Origin of the sequence: Rhodococcus sp. p52 (assembly GCF_000763325.2) — a bacterium.
Classification (GTDB): Bacteria; Actinomycetota; Actinomycetes; order Mycobacteriales; family Mycobacteriaceae; genus Rhodococcus; species Rhodococcus pyridinivorans.
Genome location: NZ_CP016819.1, coordinates 1,440,268 through 1,456,896 on the forward strand (window position 1 = coordinate 1,440,268; position 16,629 = coordinate 1,456,896).

Here is a 16,629-nt window from a genome sequence, read left to right on the forward strand (position 1 = left end):
CGCCTTTCGTCGAAAGCTCGTTCAGCGGATGCCGAGCACACCGACGCCCACGGTGAGGGGCTGGTTTTTCGAGATCTCCGAACCCGGCGGCTGGGCCTGCGTGATCACGGTGCCGACGAGATCGACATCGAGTGTCGCCTCACGCGTCTGCTGGAGCTGAGAGGCGTTGCCCGTCCAGCCGGCGCCGCGCAGAGCGGCGAGTGCATCCGACACCGACCGGTTGGTGACGACGGGCATCTCGATGCGGTCGCCGTTGGACACCCGCACCGTCACCGTCGACCCCTGTTCGGTGGAGGCGCCACCGGCCGGACTCGTCGACACGACGGTGCCCTCGGTCTCGCTGGAGTCGATGTTCTCGACGACGACCTCGAAACCGGCACCCTCGATGTTGTCGCTCGCCACCTCGACGGTTTGGCCCACGACGTTGGGGACGCGCACCAGTTCGGGGCCGGATCCCAAAGTGATGGTGATGGGGCTGTCGCGGTCGACGCTGGCTCCCGCACCGGGGCTCTGGTCGACGACGAGGTCCTCGTCGTCGGCATTCGACGGAGCACGTCCGACGTTCGGGTCGAGCCGGAGACCGGCGGCGGACAGCTCCTGGGCTGCGCGTTCCTGCGTCATGCCTTCGAGCCGCGGGATCTGCACCTGTTCCGGTCCTGTCGAGACCTCGAGGGTGACGGTCGAACCCTCCTCGGCCTGGCTCCCGGGCACGGGACGGGTGTTGATGACGTTGCCGTTCGCGACGACCGGATCGCTCTTCTGCTGGATCGAGACCCGGAAGCCGGCGTTCTGCAGCTGGCTCTCGGCGAGCTCGGCGGAGACGTTGCGGACGTCGGGCACCGTGACCTGGGCGGCCGTCGAACCGGGTCCGAGCGACCACAGGAAGACGCCGACGATACCGACCACGGCGAGCGCGGCGATGCCGAGCAGCACCTTTTTGAGAACTGAGCCGCCGCCGGAATCCTCGGCGGGTGCCCCGGCGGCACCGGCGGCCGCGACGCGGCCGTGCCGCCCCGTGTTGTTGTCGACGGAGTCGATCAGCGTCGTGCGGTCCTCGTCGGTCATCACCATCGGCGCACTCGGACGCTGCCCGCTCAGCACGCGGATCAGGTCGCTGCGCATCTCCGCGGCCGACTGGTAGCGGTTCGCGGGGTTCTTCGCCATCGCCTTGAGGATCACCGAGTCGAGCTCGGGCGGCACCGACGAATTCACCGATGACGGCAGCGGCGGATCCTCCCGCACGTGCTGGTAGGCCACCGCGACGGGCGAGTCGCCTTTGAAGGGGGGCTCGCCGGTGAGGATCTCGAACAGGACGCAGCCCACCGAGTACACGTCGGACCGGGCGTCGACCTGTTCACCGCGCGCCTGCTCCGGGGAGAGGTACTGCGCGGTGCCGATCACCGCGGCGGTCTGCGTCATCGGGCTCGCGGCGTCGGAGATGGCCCGGGCGATGCCGAAGTCCATGACCTTCACCGCGCCGGCCTTGTTGATCATGACGTTGGCCGGCTTCACGTCGCGGTGCACGATCATGTTGCGGTGGCTGAAGTCCAGGGCCGCGCACACGTCGGCGATGATCTCCATCGCCCGCTTGGGGGTCATCGGCCCGTCGGCGCGCACGATGTCGCGCAGCGTGTCGCCCTCGACGTACTCCATGACGATGTACGGGAGCGACCCGGCCTCGGTCTCGGCCTCACCGGTGTCGTAGACGGCGACGATCGCCGGATGGTTCAGCGCAGCGGCATTCTGCGCTTCGCGCCGAAAGCGCAGGTAGAACGTGGGGTCGCGTGCGAGGTCGGCGCGCAACACCTTGATGGCCACATCCCGGCCGAGCCGCAGATCCCGCGCGAGGTGCACCTCGGACATACCGCCGAAGCCGAGGATCTCACCCAGCTCGTAGCGGGAGGAGAGCTTGCGGGGTGTGGTCATGACGTTCCTTGGTTGTTCGTACCGTTGCTGGTTTCGGATGAATTGTCGTCCCCTCCACCGGCGGCCTCGGGGTCGGTCTCGTCGTCGCCGTTACCCTCCGCGCCGCCCGTGCCGCCGTCGCCGCCACCCGTGTCCTCCGCTGTGGTGGTGGTCGTCGTCGTGGTCGGGGCGGTCGTGGTGGTGGGCGGTTGCGTCGTGGTCGGCTCGGTCGTCGGCTCCACCGTGGTCGTCGGCGGCTGCGTCGTCGTCGTGGTCGGAGGAGGCGTGAAGGTCTCCGTCTCGACGGGCGGCGGCAGCGGCACGAACGTCGTCGTGGTGGTCAGCGGCGGACGGGTCGTCGTGGTGGTCGCGCGGGTCGTGGTGAGTTGCGTCGTCGGAGACGGAGCGCGCGGGGTCTCCTCGTCGTCGCCACCCAACAGCACGATTCCCAGCGTCACGAGGGCGAGCACCACTGCCGCACCTGCGGCCCAGGCCAGCGCTGTGGGACTCGGGGACCGTCGTCCGTCATCGTCGGCGGGCACTCCCGTAGTCGGCGGACCTGCCACCGGCGGACGGCCGGCGGGCGGCGGCTGAGCCGAGCGGGGAACCGACGAATAGGCCGTCTGGTCGTACTGCGTCGGGTGCAGGGCACGGGTCGAAGAAGTGTGGGCCGTCGTGCCGGGCACGCCGGGCGGAAGCACGCGGTTGGCGCTGGTCACCGGCGGCACGTTGCCGGGCGGGGGCACGGGCCGTCCGGACCGCACCGCAGCGACGGCGTTGGCGAATTCGCCACCGTTCGAATAGCGGTAGGCCGGGTCCTTCGACATCGCGATCTCGATGAGTTCGCGCACCTCGGGCGGAAGATCCGTCGGCAGCGGCGCCGGGGTCTCCTGGACATGCTTCATCGCGACGGTCACGACGCTGTCGCCGAGGAACGGACGGCGTCCCGACAGCACCTCGTAGCCGACGACGGCCAGCGAGTACACGTCGCTCGCGGACGTCGCCTCCTGACCCAGTGCCTGCTCGGGAGCGATGTACTGTGCGGTGCCCATCACCATGCCGGTGCGGGTGACCGGGGAGGCGTCGACTGCCTTCGCGATACCGAAGTCGGTGATCTTCACCTGGCCCGTCGGGGTGATGAGGATGTTGCCGGGCTTGACGTCGCGGTGCACCACGCCGGCGTTGTGGGCCGCCTGCAGGGCGCGTCCGGTCTGCTCGAGCATGTCGAGCGCGTGCGGCAGCGACAGGCGTCCGAGCCGCGACAGGACGGCGTTGAGCGGTTCGCCGTGTACGAGTTCCATCACGAGATAGGCGATGGACTGGCCCTCGGCGTCGGTGGTCTCGCCGTAGTCGAACACCCCGGCGATGCCGGGATGGTTGAGCTGGGCGGTGGTGCGGGCCTCGAAACGGAACCGGGCGAGGAAGTCCTCGTCGCCGGACAACTCGGCCTTGAGGACCTTCACCGCGCCCCGCCGGTCGAGCCGGGTGTCGAGTCCTTCCCACACCTGACCCATTCCGCCGGTCGCGATGAGTCGCTGGAGACGGTAACGGTCGGCGATCATGGCGCCGCTGCTCAGAGCCATGTCAGCCTCCCTGTAATCCGGCCGAGATGACGGCCCGTCCGATCGGGGCGGCCACCGAACCGCCGGTCGCGGCGAGTGCTCGGTCGCCGCCGTCCTCCACGATCACCGCGACGGCGATGCGGGGTTGTTGTGCAGGTGCGAATGCGATGTACCAGGTGTGCGGCGGGGTGTTCCGCGGATCGTTGCCGTGTTCCGCGGTGCCCGTCTTCGACGCGATCTGCACACCCTGGATGGCACCGCCACCGCCGGCGTTGTTCTCGGCACCGATCATCAGGTCGGTGAGGGTCGCCGAGACCTCCGGCGAGATCGCCTGGCCCAGCGATTCGGGCTTGGTCTCCTCGAGCACCGTCAGGTCGGGCCCCTGCCGACGGTCGACGAGATACGGCTTCATGCGCCCCCCGCCGTTGGCGATGGTCGCGGCGATCGACGCGTTCTGCAACGGAGTAAGGGCCACATCCCGCTGGCCGATGCTCGACTGGCCGAGTGCCGCGCCGTCCGGGATGGGGCCGACGGTGCTCGCCGCGACGGGCAGCGGGACGTCGAGGGTCTCGCCGATGCCGAGCTTCTCCGCCTGCGAGACCAGGGCCTCGCGTCCGTCGTCGATGCCCATCTCGACGAAGGCCGTGTTGCACGACCGCGCGAACGCCTCCCGCAGCGTCACCGTCGATGCGTCGCCGCACGCGGCCCCGCCGTAGTTCTCGAGGGTCGTCGCGGTGTCGGGCAGGGTGATCTGCGGCGCTGCGGTGAACTGCGTGTCGGGGGTGACGCCGTTCTCGAGCGCGGCCGCCGTCACGACGACCTTGAAGGTCGAGCCCGGAGGGTAGGTCTGGGAGATCGCGCGGTTGAGCATCGGCTTCTCGGGATCGGCGTTGAGCTCGTCCCAGGCCTGCGAGGTCGCGGCGCCGTCGTGTCCCGACAACCGGTTGGGGTCGTAACTCGGCGTGCTCACCATCCCGAGGATCCTGCCGGTGCTCGGTTCGATCGCGACCACCGAGCCCGTGTAACCCTTCGAGGTCAGCTCGTCGTAGGCCACCTGCTGAACGACCGGATCGATCGTGGACACGACGTTTCCGCCGCGCGGGTTGCGGCCCGACACCAGGTCGAACAGTCGACGTCCGAACAGCAGGTTGTCGGAACCGTTGAGCAGCGAATCCTCGGACCGTTCGAGTCCGGTGCTGCCGTATTGCATCGAGTAGAAGCCGGTCACCGGCGCGTAGGCCAGCGGGCTCATCGGCTGGGTCGGCGGCGCCGGGGATTCGCGCAGGTACTTGTAGCGGCTGTCGGTGGGCACCGACACCGCGAGAGCCTGACCGGCCGCGACGATCTGTCCGCGCTGACGGGAGTACTCGTCGATCAGCACACGCGAGTTGCGCGGATCGGTACGGAGATCGTCGGCCTTGATGACCTGCACGTAGGTGGCGTTTGCGAGCAGCGCGACGACCATGAACATCACGGCCATCGCGACCTTGCGGAGCGGACCGTTCATTCGCGCCCCATCATTTCCGTCTTGGCCTCGGCGATCGGCGTGGGCGCTTTCTTACGGGGGATCGCGGGTTGGCGGGCAGCGTGCGAGATCTTCATCAACAGAGCCAGGAGCAGATAGTTTGCGAGCAGCGACGAACCACCGTAGGACACGAACGGTGTGGTCAGGCCGGTCAGGGGGATCAACTTCGTGACACCGCCGACCACCACGAAAAGTTGGACGGCGAGGGTGAACGACAGGCCGGCGGCGAGCAGCTTGCCGAAGCTGTCGCGCACCGCCAGCGCCGTGCGCATGCCGCGGACGACGAGGATCAGGAACAACAGCAGGATGGCGGCCAGGCCGATCAGGCCGAGTTCCTCACCGATCGCGGCGACGATGAAGTCGGTCTTCGCGAACGGCACCTGCCCCGGCCGTCCGCTGCCCAGGCCGGTGCCGGCGACTCCGCCGGTCGCGAGACCGAACAGCGACTGGGAGATCTGGTAGCCGGTGTTGTTGTAGTCGGCGAGCGGATCGAGCCAGGTCTCCACGCGCACCCGCACGTGACCGAACATCTGGTACGCCGCGTAGAAGCCGACGGCGAGCAACGAGAATCCGATGATCAGCCAGCCGACACGTTCGGTCGCGATGTAGAGCATCACCAGCACGGTGGTGAACAGCAGCAGCGACGTGCCGAGGTCCTTCTCGAAGACCATCACACCGATCGAGATGATCCAGGCCGCCAGGATCGGGCCGAGATCGCGGGCGCGGGGGAAGTCCATCCCCAGGAAGTGCTTGCCTGCGGTGGTGAACAGGTCGCGCTTCGCCACCAGGACCGATGCGAAGAAGATGATCAGCAGGATCTTCGCGAACTCGCCGGGCTGGATGCTGAAACCGGGCAGCCGGATCCAGATCTTGGCGCCGTTGACCTCGGAGAACCTGCTCGGCAGCAGGGCCGGGATCGCGAGTGCGATCAGGCCGATGAGACCGAGCGTGTAGCTGAACCGCGCGAGCAGACGGTAATCGTGCAGGAACACGAGCACGACGATGAACAGTGCGATGCCGAGCGCCGTCCACAGCACCTGCTGCGTCGCATCGGGCGACGGCGGCGGCAGGCCCATGTAACGGGCGTTCTCCTGATCGGACAGGTCGAGCCGGTGGATGAGCACGAGTCCGAGACCGTTGAGCAGCGCGACTATCGGCAACAGCAGGGGATCGGCGTACTTCGCGAAGCGCCGGACCGCGAGGTGCGCGGCGAGGAACAGCGCAGCGAAGGTCACCCCGTACTTGAGCAGGTCGAGGGTCAGCGCCTGCTCCATCGAGACCTCGACGAGCATGAGCGACACCGTCGTGACACCGATGGCCGCGACGATCAGGGCCAGTTCGGTGTTGCGCCGGGTCGACTGGACGGGCGCCGGGGCGAAACCTCCCGGAGGGCTCGGGAAGTCCCCCACACCATGGGACACCGACATCAGGCGCCCACCCTGCAGTTCTGACCGGGGATCTGGGGCGCGGGCTCGGGAGCCGGCTCCGTGTTCGGAGCGGGTTCGCCGGGAGTCGGTTCGCCGGGAAGCAGTTCGCCGGGCTGGGAGGCCGGTGCCGGTTGGCCCGGCTGCGGCTCACCGGACGCCGGCGGCTGCACCGTGGGTGTCTCGGTGGGCGGGGTGCCGTTCGGTCCGGGCGTCGGCGTCGGCTCTCCCGGGCCGGGGGCCGGTGCGGGAGCGGGCTCGGGTTCCTCCGGGGTGCACACCGGCAGCAGGTCCAGTTCGGCGAGCCGCTGCATCTGCTCGCGGGTGTCGTCGAGCGACCCCGACGGAAGCCCGGCACGGACCTGCTCGCGAGCGGCGGGCCACAGGTCGTCGACGAGCATGACCCGGCACGACGCGCTGTTCGGATCGACGAGCGTGAGGTCGCCCTCGTCGGTGACGCACCCGACGCGCGCGGCCTCCTGCAGCGAGTAACCGAAGACGTCGCCGGGGATACCGCGCAGCACGGTCACGCGACCGTCGTCGGCGCCGACGTAGTAGTTGTTGCGGATCAGCTGGCGGCCGACGAACAGGCCACCGACCAGCACCGCGATGATCACGACGGCGGCGACCGGCCACCACAGGCGGCTGCGCTTCTTCTTCGGCGCCGGTTCCGGGGCCTTGTTGATGACCCGCTTCGGGGTGGCGCGCGGTGGCCGCATCGCGGCGGCGCGACCCGCTGCGGTGTTCGGCGGGGGAGTGTCCTCGTCGTCGTCCGCGGATGCCGCTCCGGCGACGATGGGATGCGACTGGCCGTAGTCGAGATCGATCACGTCGGCGACGACCACGGTGACGTTGTCGGGGCCGCCGCTGCGCAGCGCCAGCTCGATGAGCCGGTCGGCGCACTCGTCGTGCGTGCCCTGCCGCATGGTGTCGGCGATCGTCTCGTCGCTGACGACGTCGGACAGACCGTCGGAGCACACGAGGTAGCGGTCGCCGGCGCGGGCCTCGCGCACGGTGAGGGTCGGTTCGACCTCGCTGCCCGTCAGGGCGCGCATGATCAACGACCGCTGCGGGTGCGTGTGCGCCTGCTCGGGGGTGATGCGGCCCTCGTCCACGAGCGACTGCACGAAGGTGTCGTCGCGGGTGATCTGGGTGAGCTGGTCGTCGCGCAGCAGATAGGCGCGGGAATCGCCGATGTGGGCGAGTCCGAGTTTGCTGCCTGCGAACAGGATGGCCGTGAGCGTCGTGCCCATGCCGTCGAGCTCGGGTTCTTCCTCGACCTGGTCGGCGATGGAGGCGTTGCCTTCGCGGACGGCCGCGGCGAGCTTACCGAGGAGGTCGCCGCCCGGCTCGTCGTCGTCGAGGTGGGCGAGCGCCGCGATCATCAGCTGTGAGGCGACCTCACCGGCCGCGTGGCCGCCCATGCCGTCGGCGAGGGCGAGCAGGCGGGCACCGGCGTAGACGGAGTCCTCGTTGTTGGAGCGCACGAGGCCGCGATCGCTGCGGGCGGCATATCGGAGTACGAGGGTCACGGGCGGAGCTCGATCACGGTCTTGCCCACCCGGACCGGGGTTCCGAGCGGGACACGGACAGCGGTGGTGACCTTCGCGCGGTCGAGATACGTGCCGTTCGTCGACCCCAGGTCTTCGACGTACCAGTCGGAACCTCGTGGCGACAGGCGTGCGTGGCGCGTGGATGCGTAGTCGTCGGTCAGCACGAGTGTGGAGTCGTCGGCACGGCCGATGAGAACCGGCTGGGTGCCGAGCGTGATCCTCGTGCCGGCCAGCGCGCCCTGCGTGACCACCAGGTACTTGGCGGTCTTGTTACGGCTCAGCGTCGGCAGCACCGACTGCTTGGGCGAGTAACGCGGGAGCGGTCGCGCGGCACCGGCGTAGATGTCGGACCGGAGCGTGCGCAACACCGCCCATACGAACAACCACAGCAGGAGGAGGAATCCCGCTCGGGTCAGCTGCAGAATCAGCCCCTGCACGGTGCATCCTCCTTCGGGGTAGTCGACCGGTCGTATTCCAGGTCGTGCGGTCACTCACAATACGGACACCGGACGACTCCATGCAGCGTCCGACGCGCTGTCACACGCGTCGGACGGTATGAACGGGTCCGGTAGGTCTTTCGATACCGGCTGATCAGAGGATGCGCACGAGGATTTCGGAGTGCCCGGCGCGAATCACGTCACCATCGGCGAGCTGCCAGTCCTGCACCGAGGCGCCGTTGACCGTCGTGCCGTTCGTCGACCCGAGATCGGAGAGCATCGCGACCTGGCCGTCCCAGCGGATGTCGATGTGGCGACGCGAGACGCCGGTGTCGGGCAAGCGGAACTGTGCGTCCTGGCCGCGGCCGATGATGTTGCTGCCCTCGCGGAGCTGGTAGTAGCGGCCGCTGCCGTCCTCGAGCTGGAGCGTTGCGGTCAGCACCCGGCCGGCGGCGGGGGACTGGTAGCCGGCCTGCTGGTAACCCTGGTCGTAGCCGGGGGCCGCGGCGGCGTAGCCCTGGTCGTAACCGCCCTGCTGCGCGCCGTACTGCTGGTCGTAACCCGGCTGTGCGTAGCTCTGCTGGCCGTAGGCCTGCTGGTCGTAGCCGCCCTGCTGGTAGCCCTGGTCCTGGTAGGCCTGGTCGTAACCGGGCTGTGCGTAACCCTGCTGGCCGTACGCCTGCTGGTCGTACCCGCCCTGCTGCGGGTAGTCCTGGCCGTACGCCTGCGGCTGGGCGCCTCGAGCGCCGTAGGCCTGCTGGTCGTAGCCACCCTGCTGGTCGTAACCGCCCTGCTGGTCGTAACCGCCCTGCTGGTAGTCCTGCTCGCTGTAGGCCTGGCCGTACGCCTGCTGGTCGTAACCGCCCTGCTGGTCGTAACCGCCCTGCTGGTCGTAACCGCCGGGAGCCTGGTCGTAGCCGGCGTTGCCGTAGCCCTGGTTGTAGCGCTGCTCCTGGCCGACGTGCGCGTGACCGTTGCGTGCGTACTGCGGTTCCGCCTCGGCGGGGTCACGGCTGGGGTCGTAGCCGGGGGTCTGCGTCATTGGGCCAGCTCCTGGTTCAGAGGTCACGGGTGGGCGGTTCTGCGGGTTCCGCGGTGACGGAGCACGCGTCGCTGAGCGCCCCGCATCGGGATCTACCGAGCCGCGAGTCCGGAACTGCCCGGTGTGCAGTGCCGACGACGACTCGAAGACGACTTGGATCTCACCGTATGTCTGCCATCCCTGTTCTCGGATGAAGTCCTCAAGGTGACGGGAGAATGCCTTCACAGTCAAGTCCCGATCCGCTGCGAGGGCGTCGTGATCGGTTTCGCTGATCGTGATGACGTAGTGATTGGGGGCGAGCATGTGGCCCCGATCGAGCTGTCGGACGCCGTCCGTTGCCTCCTGCTGCAGCGCCGCCTCGACTTCCTGGGGCACGACGCCGCCGCCGAACACGCGGGCGAAAGCGTCGCCGATCGCGGCCTGGAGTTTGCGCTCGAAGCGCTGGGCGATGCCCATGGCGACCCCCTTTCCGTACTCAGCGTGTCGCAATGCAGATCTCGTCACTGCATGGTATCCACTTTTCCCCGGATTCGACCCTGAGGCATGCGGCACGTCTCGCCCGGATGTGCTCGGCGATCGAGCCGGAAGTGTTCGCGGCCCTCTGACCAGGCGAATAGTTGTTCGGCTCCGGTGTGTGTTACTGTTTTCGGCGTTGCTCGGGCGAGTGGCGGAATGGCAGACGCGCTGGCTTCAGGTGCCAGTGTCCTTCGGGACGTGGGGGTTCAAGTCCCCCTTCGCCCACAGTGTGCAGTTCCACGAACTGCGACGGACGAGGTCACGAACTCTTCGGAGATCGTGACCTCGTTTTCGTTTGTCCGGCCCCGATCCGATGCCTTTTCGGCCGTGCTTTACTGGGGCGGTGATGGCCCGGTGACTCCCAACACGGCAGATATTGGCGCAATCCTCATCAGCTCGCGCTCCCTGGACGAGTACCGGTCGATGTTCGACCTCTCCGACGACGATCTGTCGCGGAGGATCCTGGACTGCCCGGCCGGCGCGGCGGGCTTCACCGCCGTGGTGAACCGCCTCGGTGGTGACGTGACGGCCTGCGACACGGCCTACTCCGACTCCGACGCTGAGCACCTCACCGTCGTTGCCGCTGCTGAGGCCGAGCGCGGGAACCGGTACATCCGGGACCACGCCGAGAACTACGACTGGACGTTCTTCGCCGACCCCGACGAACACGCACGGGTGCGGCGGCAGGCGGTCCGGGATTTCGCCGAGGACATCCGTCGGCATCCGCACCGATATGTCGCCGGGTGGTTGCCGTCCCTGCCGTTCCCCGATGCGGCATTCGATCTCGTGCTCAGTTCGCACCTGCTGTTCAGCTACGCCGACCGACTCGACCGCACCTTCCACCTCGACGCGATCCGGGAACTGATGCGTGTCGCCCGGGACGAACTGCGCATCTTCCCGCTCGTGGAGTCCGGAACCTCGGTCCTCTGCCCCTACCTGGACGAACTGCTCACCGATCTCCGGGAACACGGCATCGACGGTGAGGTCGTGGAGGTCGACTACCGATTCCAGAAGGGCGCCCACCACATGCTGGTGTGCCGCCGCACCGGGTTTCCCTGAGCGAAAGGAAGGGCGCAGGGTGGCCGCGCCCTTCCCGATCCGGCTACTCACTCGACCAACTCCGCGGTACCGGCACTCCGGTGGGTACTCGTGTCCGTCGATTGCCGTGCGCGCCGGCGAGTTGCGGTCCGGTGAGATACAGCGCGAGACCGGCGCACAATGGGAGATGGGGGTAGGAGGTCGTCATGCGTGCTCTGAGTGGCCTACTGAATGTCGTGCTCGGACTTCTCACCGCCCTGCTCGGCACCGTTCTGGGGATCGTCGCCGCCGTGGTGATGCTCCTGGGTGCGGTGTTGTGCGTGACGATCCTGCTGATCCCACTGGGTATCCCTGTCATCCGGCTCTCCCGCCGGCTGTTCACCCTCGCCGGGAAGATGATGCACGTGCCGTGACGTCCCGCGACGAATCGGCTACGAGGCGCTCGATCGCCTCGTGAGGCGCTCGGGCATGTCGTCCACCGGCTACGGAACCTCTTCGGAGCGGCCCCGCATTTTCGAGGGATGCTGGGCACTCTTGCAGCCATCACGATGTCATGCGCCTCTACCTGCGCAAATAGCCTGCGCAGTCTGTTGGTTGCCGTGCATACCCTAGGGGGGTATGGTATCTAGCAGGACGACCGACGCGACAAGGACGATTCCGATGCCGAATACCCCGAGCGAGACCGTGCACACCGATGCCGTCGCACACGACGACGCGCATCAGCACAGCTATATCGCCAACAACACCAAGGCCGACTACCTCAAGCGACTGCGTCGCATCGAGGGGCAGGCCCGCGGCCTGCAGCGGATGGTCGAGGAAGAGAAGTACTGCATCGACATCCTCACGCAGATCGCGGCGATGAAGAAGGCCCTCGAGGCCGTCGCGCTCGGTCTGCTCGACGAGCACATGGCGCACTGCGTGGCCGGTGCCGTGCGCGCCGGCGGCGACGAGGCCGACCTCAAGTTGAAGGAAGCCGGCGACGCCATCGCGCGACTCGTCCGTTCCTGATCGTCCAGACCCGTATCCGAGGAGTTCCCATGAGCCGGACCAGCACCTACACCGTCACCGGCATGACCTGCGAGCACTGCGTCGCGTCGGTCACCGAAGAGGTCCAGGAGATCCCGGGCGTCGAGAACGTCGCGGTCGATCTGGCCACCGGTGCCGTCACCGTCACGAGCGCCGAGTCCCTCGACGATGCCGCCGTCGCGGCCGCCGTCGAGGAGGCCGGTTACAGCCTCACATGAACACCCCGGCCAAGCTCACCGGCTTCGTCGCCGCCGTAGCCGCGGTCTTCGGTATCGCGCTGCTCGTCGGCGCGACCGTCGGCCCGGTGGAGGAGCAGACCGAGGATCCTGCCGCGAGCGCCCACGATGCCGGTCACGGTGACGACACCGCCAGCGGCGACGCCGCGGAAACACCTGCTGTGGAAGAAATCCCGGGAGGACTGATGACGTATCGGAACGGTTATGCCCTCGCACTCGCCGAGACCGACCTCGGGTCGGGCGAGGACAGGAACCTGACATTCGCGATCAACGGTCCCGGCGGCGCGCCGGTGACCGACTTCGACGTCACCCACGACAAAGAGCTGCATCTGATCGCCGTGCGACGCGACTTCACCGGTTTCCAGCACGTCCATCCCGTGCTCGACGAGAACACCGGCATCTGGTCCGTCGCCGTCGACCTCACGCCCGGCACGTGGAGGGTCTTCACCGACTTCACACCCACCGGGGGAGAGCCGCTCACGTTGGGCACCGACCTCGCGGTGGCAGGCGAATTCGTTCCTGCCGCACCGCAGGCCGACAACCGCACCGCAACCGTCGACGACTACGAGGTCACCCTCGACGGCGACCTGTCGTCGGGCAGCGACGCGATGCTCACCCTCACGGTGAGCAAGGACGGACGGCCGCTCACCGACCTGCAGCCCTATCTCGGTGCCTACGGACACCTGGTGGCACTGCGCGGCGGCGACCTCGCCTATCTGCACGTCCATCCGGACGGGACACCCGGCGACGGCACCACACGACCCGGTCCCGAGGTCGTCTTCCACACCTCCGTCCCGAGTGCCGGCACCTATCACCTCTATCTCGACTTCCAGCACGACGGAGTGGTTCGCACCGCGGCCTTCACCCTCACCGCCGGAGGCACCGGCGAGGTGCAGCCGGGGTCCGGCGCACACGGTGACCACAGCCATTCCGGCCGCTGACGGCCCATTCTTCCGAGGAGACGCACATGACCACGCAGAGTCAGCCGGTCGCCGCCGAATCGATCGAGCTCGCCATCACCGGCATGACCTGCGCATCCTGCGCCAATCGCATCGAGCGCAAGCTCAACAAGCTCGACGGCGTCACCGCGACCGTCAACTACGCCACGGAGAAGGCGAAGGTCAGCTACCCCGACGACGTGACACCCGAGGATCTCGTCACGGTCGTCGAGCAGGCCGGCTACGGCGCCGCACTGCCGCCGCCGTCCGCGCAGGCGACCGGCCGGACCGGTGACGTGCCCGAATCCGATCCCGTTGCGCCGCTTCGTCACAGGCTCGTCGTTTCGGCGATCCTGACGGTGCCGGTGATCGCGATGGCGATGATCCCGGCTCTGCAGTTCACCAACTGGCAGTGGCTTTCGCTCACCCTCGCCGCGCCGGTCGTGGTGTGGGGTGCCTGGCCCTTCCACCGGGCGGCGTGGATCAACCTGCGTCATGGCACGTCCACCATGGACACGCTCGTGTCGCTGGGAACCCTTGCCGCCCTAGGGTGGTCGGTCTACGCCCTGTTCTGGGGAACGGCGGGTGAACCGGGGATGGTCCACCCGTTCGAGTTCACCATCGCGCGGGGCGACGGCAGCGGCAACATCTATCTCGAGGCCGCGGCCGGTGTCACGACGTTCATCCTCGCCGGGCGCTACTTCGAGCAACGGTCGAAGCGACGTGCCGGCGCCGCCTTGCGTGCCCTGCTCGAACTCGGAGCCAAGGACGTCGCGGTCCTCGGACCGGACGGGACCACCGAGACCCGAATTCCGTTGGATCAGTTGGCGGTCGGAGATCTGTTCGTCGTGCGCCCGGGCGAGAAGATCGCCACCGACGGTGTGATCGAACGGGGCACGTCGGCGGTCGACGCGTCGATGCTGACCGGTGAATCGGTTCCCGTCGAGGTCGGTGTGGGCGACAGTGTCGTCGGCGGAACGGTCGACGTCGGTGGACGACTTGTGGTGCGCGCGACCCGCGTGGGCTCCGACACCCAGCTCGCGCAGATGGCGAAGCTGGTGGAGGACGCCCAGAACGGCAAGGCCCAGGTGCAGCGTCTGGCCGACCGGATCTCCGGCATCTTCGTGCCGATCGTCCTGCTGATCGCGGCCGGCACCCTCGGTTTCTGGCTCGGCACCGGCAACGGGCCCGCGGCGGCCTTCACCGCGGCGGTCGCCGTGCTGATCATCGCCTGCCCCTGCGCCCTCGGCCTGGCCACCCCGACCGCGCTGATGGTCGGTACCGGTCGCGGCGCTCAGCTCGGCATCCTCATCAAGGGCCCCGAGGTCCTCGAATCGACCCGCTCGGTCGACACCGTGGTCCTCGACAAGACCGGCACGGTCACCACCGGCCGGATGACCCTGCGCGAGGTCGTCGCCGACGACGGTGAGAACGCCGACGAGGTGCTGCGGTACGCCGGGGCACTCGAGTCGGCGTCGGAACACCCGATCGCACGTGCCGTCAGCGATGCTGCTGCGGACAGGTTCGGCGGCCTGCCCCAGGTCGAGGACTTCACGAACGTCGAGGGTCTCGGTGTCCAGGGAGTGCTCGTCGAGGGCGACACCAGCCGCGCGGTGCTGGTGGGACGCCCGAAGCTGCTGGCCGACTGGTCGCAGCACCTCTCCGAGAAGCTGCAGCAGGCGTTCGAGCAGGCCCAGAAGTCCGGTGGCACGGCCATCGCCGTCGGCTGGAACGGAAAGGCCCGCGGCATCGTCGTCGTGGCGGACGCAGTCAAGCCGACCTCCGCGAAGGCCGTCGCCGAACTGCGGGAACTCGGCCTGCGTCCGATCCTGCTCACCGGCGACAACGCCTCCGTCGCGCACACCGTGGCGGCCGAGGTCGGCATCGACGAGGCCGACGTGATCGCCGACGTGCTGCCCACCGACAAGGTCGACGTGGTCGAGCGACTCCAGCGCGAAGGCGCGGTGGTCGCGATGGTCGGCGACGGTGTCAACGACGCCGCGGCGCTCGCCCGCGCCGACCTGGGCCTGGCGATGGGCACGGGCACCGACGTCGCGATCGAGGCGAGCGACCTGACGTTGGTCCGCGGCGACCTCATGGTCGCGGTCGACGCCATCCGGTTGTCGCGCCGGACGCTGACGACGATCAAGGGCAACCTGTTCTGGGCGTTCGCATACAACGTCGCGGCACTGCCGCTGGCGGCCGCGGGCCTGCTGAACCCGATGCTCGCCGGTGCCGCGATGGCGTTCTCGTCGGTCTTCGTGGTCTCCAACAGCCTGCGACTGCGACGGTTCCGCGCACACGCGGCCTGACCGCTTTCGGCTGCAGGGAGGAGGACGGCCTGTCAGGATCGGATCCATGACACAGCAGTCCTCCTTCCGTGCCCTGGTCGTCGACGACACCGACGACGGCCAGGTGGCACAGTTCCGCGAACTGACCGACACCGACCTTCCCGACCACGACGTCCTCGTCGAGGTCGAGTACTCCTCGCTGAACTACAAGGATGGTCTCGTGGTCGCGGGACCGCAGAAGATGGCGCGACGCACCCCGCTGGTCGCCGGAGCCGATCTCGCCGGGACCGTCCTCGAGAGCAGCAATCCCGACTGGAAGCCGGGCGACCGCGTCGTCGTCAACGGCTGGGGTCTGTCCGAGACCCAGTCTGGCGGGTACACCCGGCGCCAGCGTGTGAAGCCCGAATGGCTCGTGCGCATCCCCGACGCCTTCTCCACCCGCGACGCCATGGCCATCGGCACCGCCGGCTACACGTCCGCCCTGTGCCTCGACGCGCTCGAGCGGTACGGGATCGCATCGGACGCGGAACTGCTCGTCACCGGCGCGGCCGGTGGCGTCGGGTCGATCGCCGTCGCCCTCGCCGCTGCCGCGGGACACACGGTCGTCGCCGCGACCGGCCGTCCCGAGACCCACGACTTCCTGAGCGAACTCGGTGCGTCGTCGTTCGTCGACCGCGCCGAACTGCAGGGCAAGGGCCGGCCCCTGGGCAAGGAACGCTGGGATGCCGCGGTGGACGCGGTGGGCGGTTCGACGCTCGTGAACGTGCTGTCGCAGATCCGCTACGGCGGTGCCGTCGCCGCGTGCGGTCTCACGGAGTCGCCGTCGATGCCCGATGCCACGGTGATGCCGCACATCCTGCGCGGCGTCGCCTTGCTGGGCGTCGACTCGGTGATGGCGCCGGCTCCGCTGCGCCGGTCGGCATGGGATCGTCTCGCCCGCGATCTGCCTGCGAGCACCCTGGATTCGCTGTCGCGGGTCGAACCGCTCTCGGACGTCCCACGACTAGCCGAGGAGATCCTCGCGGGCAAGGTGCGCGGCCGGGTGGTCGTCGACGTCACTGCCTGAGAACGGTTCCGGAGAACGACCGGTGGGCAGCCACTTCGACAAGTGACTGCCCACCGGGCCGAGACGGACG

General features: G+C 68.5%; 14 protein-coding genes and 1 tRNA gene. 8 read left to right on the top strand and 7 right to left on the bottom strand.

Translation table 11 applies throughout. The features are described from left to right. Positions 1–21 precede the first annotated feature (21 nt). The 7 genes from pknB to IM25_RS06680 all read right to left on the bottom strand — a co-directional run bounded on the left by pknB (position 22) and on the right by IM25_RS06680 (position 9,904). Positions 22–1,926, bottom strand: coding sequence for a Stk1 family PASTA domain-containing Ser/Thr kinase (gene pknB, locus IM25_RS06650; protein WP_033098099.1), 1,905 nt, complete (start codon positions 1,924–1,926; stop codon positions 22–24). Next, a complete protein-coding gene (locus tag IM25_RS06655) occupies positions 1,923–3,488 on the bottom strand; it encodes a serine/threonine-protein kinase (RefSeq protein WP_065995886.1) in 1,566 nt (521 codons plus the stop codon). Before IM25_RS06655 ends, pknB begins: the two co-directional genes overlap by 4 nt. Before the next feature lies 1 nt (position 3,489). Continuing rightward, positions 3,490–4,974 carry a peptidoglycan D,D-transpeptidase FtsI family protein gene (locus IM25_RS06660; protein ID WP_065995887.1) on the bottom strand — a complete coding sequence of 495 codons (1,485 nt, stop codon included), beginning with the start codon at positions 4,972–4,974 and terminating at the stop codon, positions 3,490–3,492. Next, positions 4,971–6,419, bottom strand: a complete 1,449-nt coding sequence (locus IM25_RS06665; RefSeq protein ID WP_006550944.1) for an FtsW/RodA/SpoVE family cell cycle protein — start codon at positions 6,417–6,419, stop codon at positions 4,971–4,973. The genes IM25_RS06660 and IM25_RS06665 overlap by 4 nt, the downstream gene beginning before the upstream one ends. Further along, on the bottom strand, positions 6,419–7,948 hold the full coding sequence (locus IM25_RS06670) for a PP2C family protein-serine/threonine phosphatase (RefSeq protein ID WP_006550945.1): 1,530 nt from the start codon (positions 7,946–7,948) through the stop codon (positions 6,419–6,421). Before IM25_RS06670 ends, IM25_RS06665 begins: the two co-directional genes overlap by 1 nt. After that, positions 7,945–8,406, bottom strand: coding sequence for an FHA domain-containing protein FhaB/FipA (locus tag IM25_RS06675; RefSeq protein WP_006550946.1), 462 nt, complete (start codon positions 8,404–8,406; stop codon positions 7,945–7,947). The genes IM25_RS06670 and IM25_RS06675 overlap by 4 nt, the downstream gene beginning before the upstream one ends. 154 nt (positions 8,407–8,560) lie before the next feature. Beyond that, on the bottom strand, positions 8,561–9,904 hold the full coding sequence (locus IM25_RS06680; RefSeq protein WP_065995888.1) for a DUF3662 and FHA domain-containing protein: 1,344 nt from the start codon (positions 9,902–9,904) through the stop codon (positions 8,561–8,563). A gap of 202 nt (positions 9,905–10,106) precedes the next feature. Here IM25_RS06680 and IM25_RS06685 point away from each other — a divergent pair. The 8 genes from IM25_RS06685 (at position 10,107) to IM25_RS06720 (ending at position 16,559) form a co-directional block, all read left to right on the top strand. After that, positions 10,107–10,189: transfer RNA gene (locus IM25_RS06685), tRNA-Leu, on the top strand. 129 nt (positions 10,190–10,318) lie between these two features. Continuing rightward, positions 10,319–11,023 carry a methyltransferase domain-containing protein gene (locus IM25_RS06690; RefSeq protein WP_006553306.1) on the top strand — a complete coding sequence of 235 codons (705 nt, stop codon included), beginning with the start codon at positions 10,319–10,321 and terminating at the stop codon, positions 11,021–11,023. A 185-nt stretch (positions 11,024–11,208) separates the two neighbouring features. Further along, complete coding sequence (locus IM25_RS06695; RefSeq protein ID WP_033098101.1) at positions 11,209–11,415, top strand: hypothetical protein; 207 nt, start codon at positions 11,209–11,211, stop codon at positions 11,413–11,415. A gap of 247 nt (positions 11,416–11,662) precedes the next feature. Next, the gene (locus IM25_RS06700) at positions 11,663–12,010 is read left to right on the top strand and encodes a metal-sensitive transcriptional regulator (protein ID WP_033098102.1); all 348 of its coding nucleotides are present in this window, start codon (positions 11,663–11,665) and stop codon (positions 12,008–12,010) included. Positions 12,011–12,039: 29 nt separating this feature from the next. Next, the gene (locus tag IM25_RS06705) at positions 12,040–12,246 is read left to right on the top strand and encodes a heavy-metal-associated domain-containing protein (RefSeq protein WP_033098103.1); all 207 of its coding nucleotides are present in this window, start codon (positions 12,040–12,042) and stop codon (positions 12,244–12,246) included. After that, positions 12,243–13,205, top strand: a complete 963-nt coding sequence (locus IM25_RS06710; protein WP_033098104.1) for a hypothetical protein — start codon at positions 12,243–12,245, stop codon at positions 13,203–13,205. Before IM25_RS06705 ends, IM25_RS06710 begins: the two co-directional genes overlap by 4 nt. Positions 13,206–13,231: 26 nt before the next feature. Then, entirely contained in the window at positions 13,232–15,514 is a 2,283-nt protein-coding gene (locus IM25_RS06715; protein WP_033098105.1) for a heavy metal translocating P-type ATPase, read from the top strand. 46 nt (positions 15,515–15,560) lie between these two features. Beyond that, on the top strand, positions 15,561–16,559 hold the full coding sequence (locus tag IM25_RS06720; RefSeq protein ID WP_019290439.1) for an MDR family oxidoreductase: 999 nt from the start codon (positions 15,561–15,563) through the stop codon (positions 16,557–16,559). Positions 16,560–16,629 lie beyond the last annotated feature (70 nt).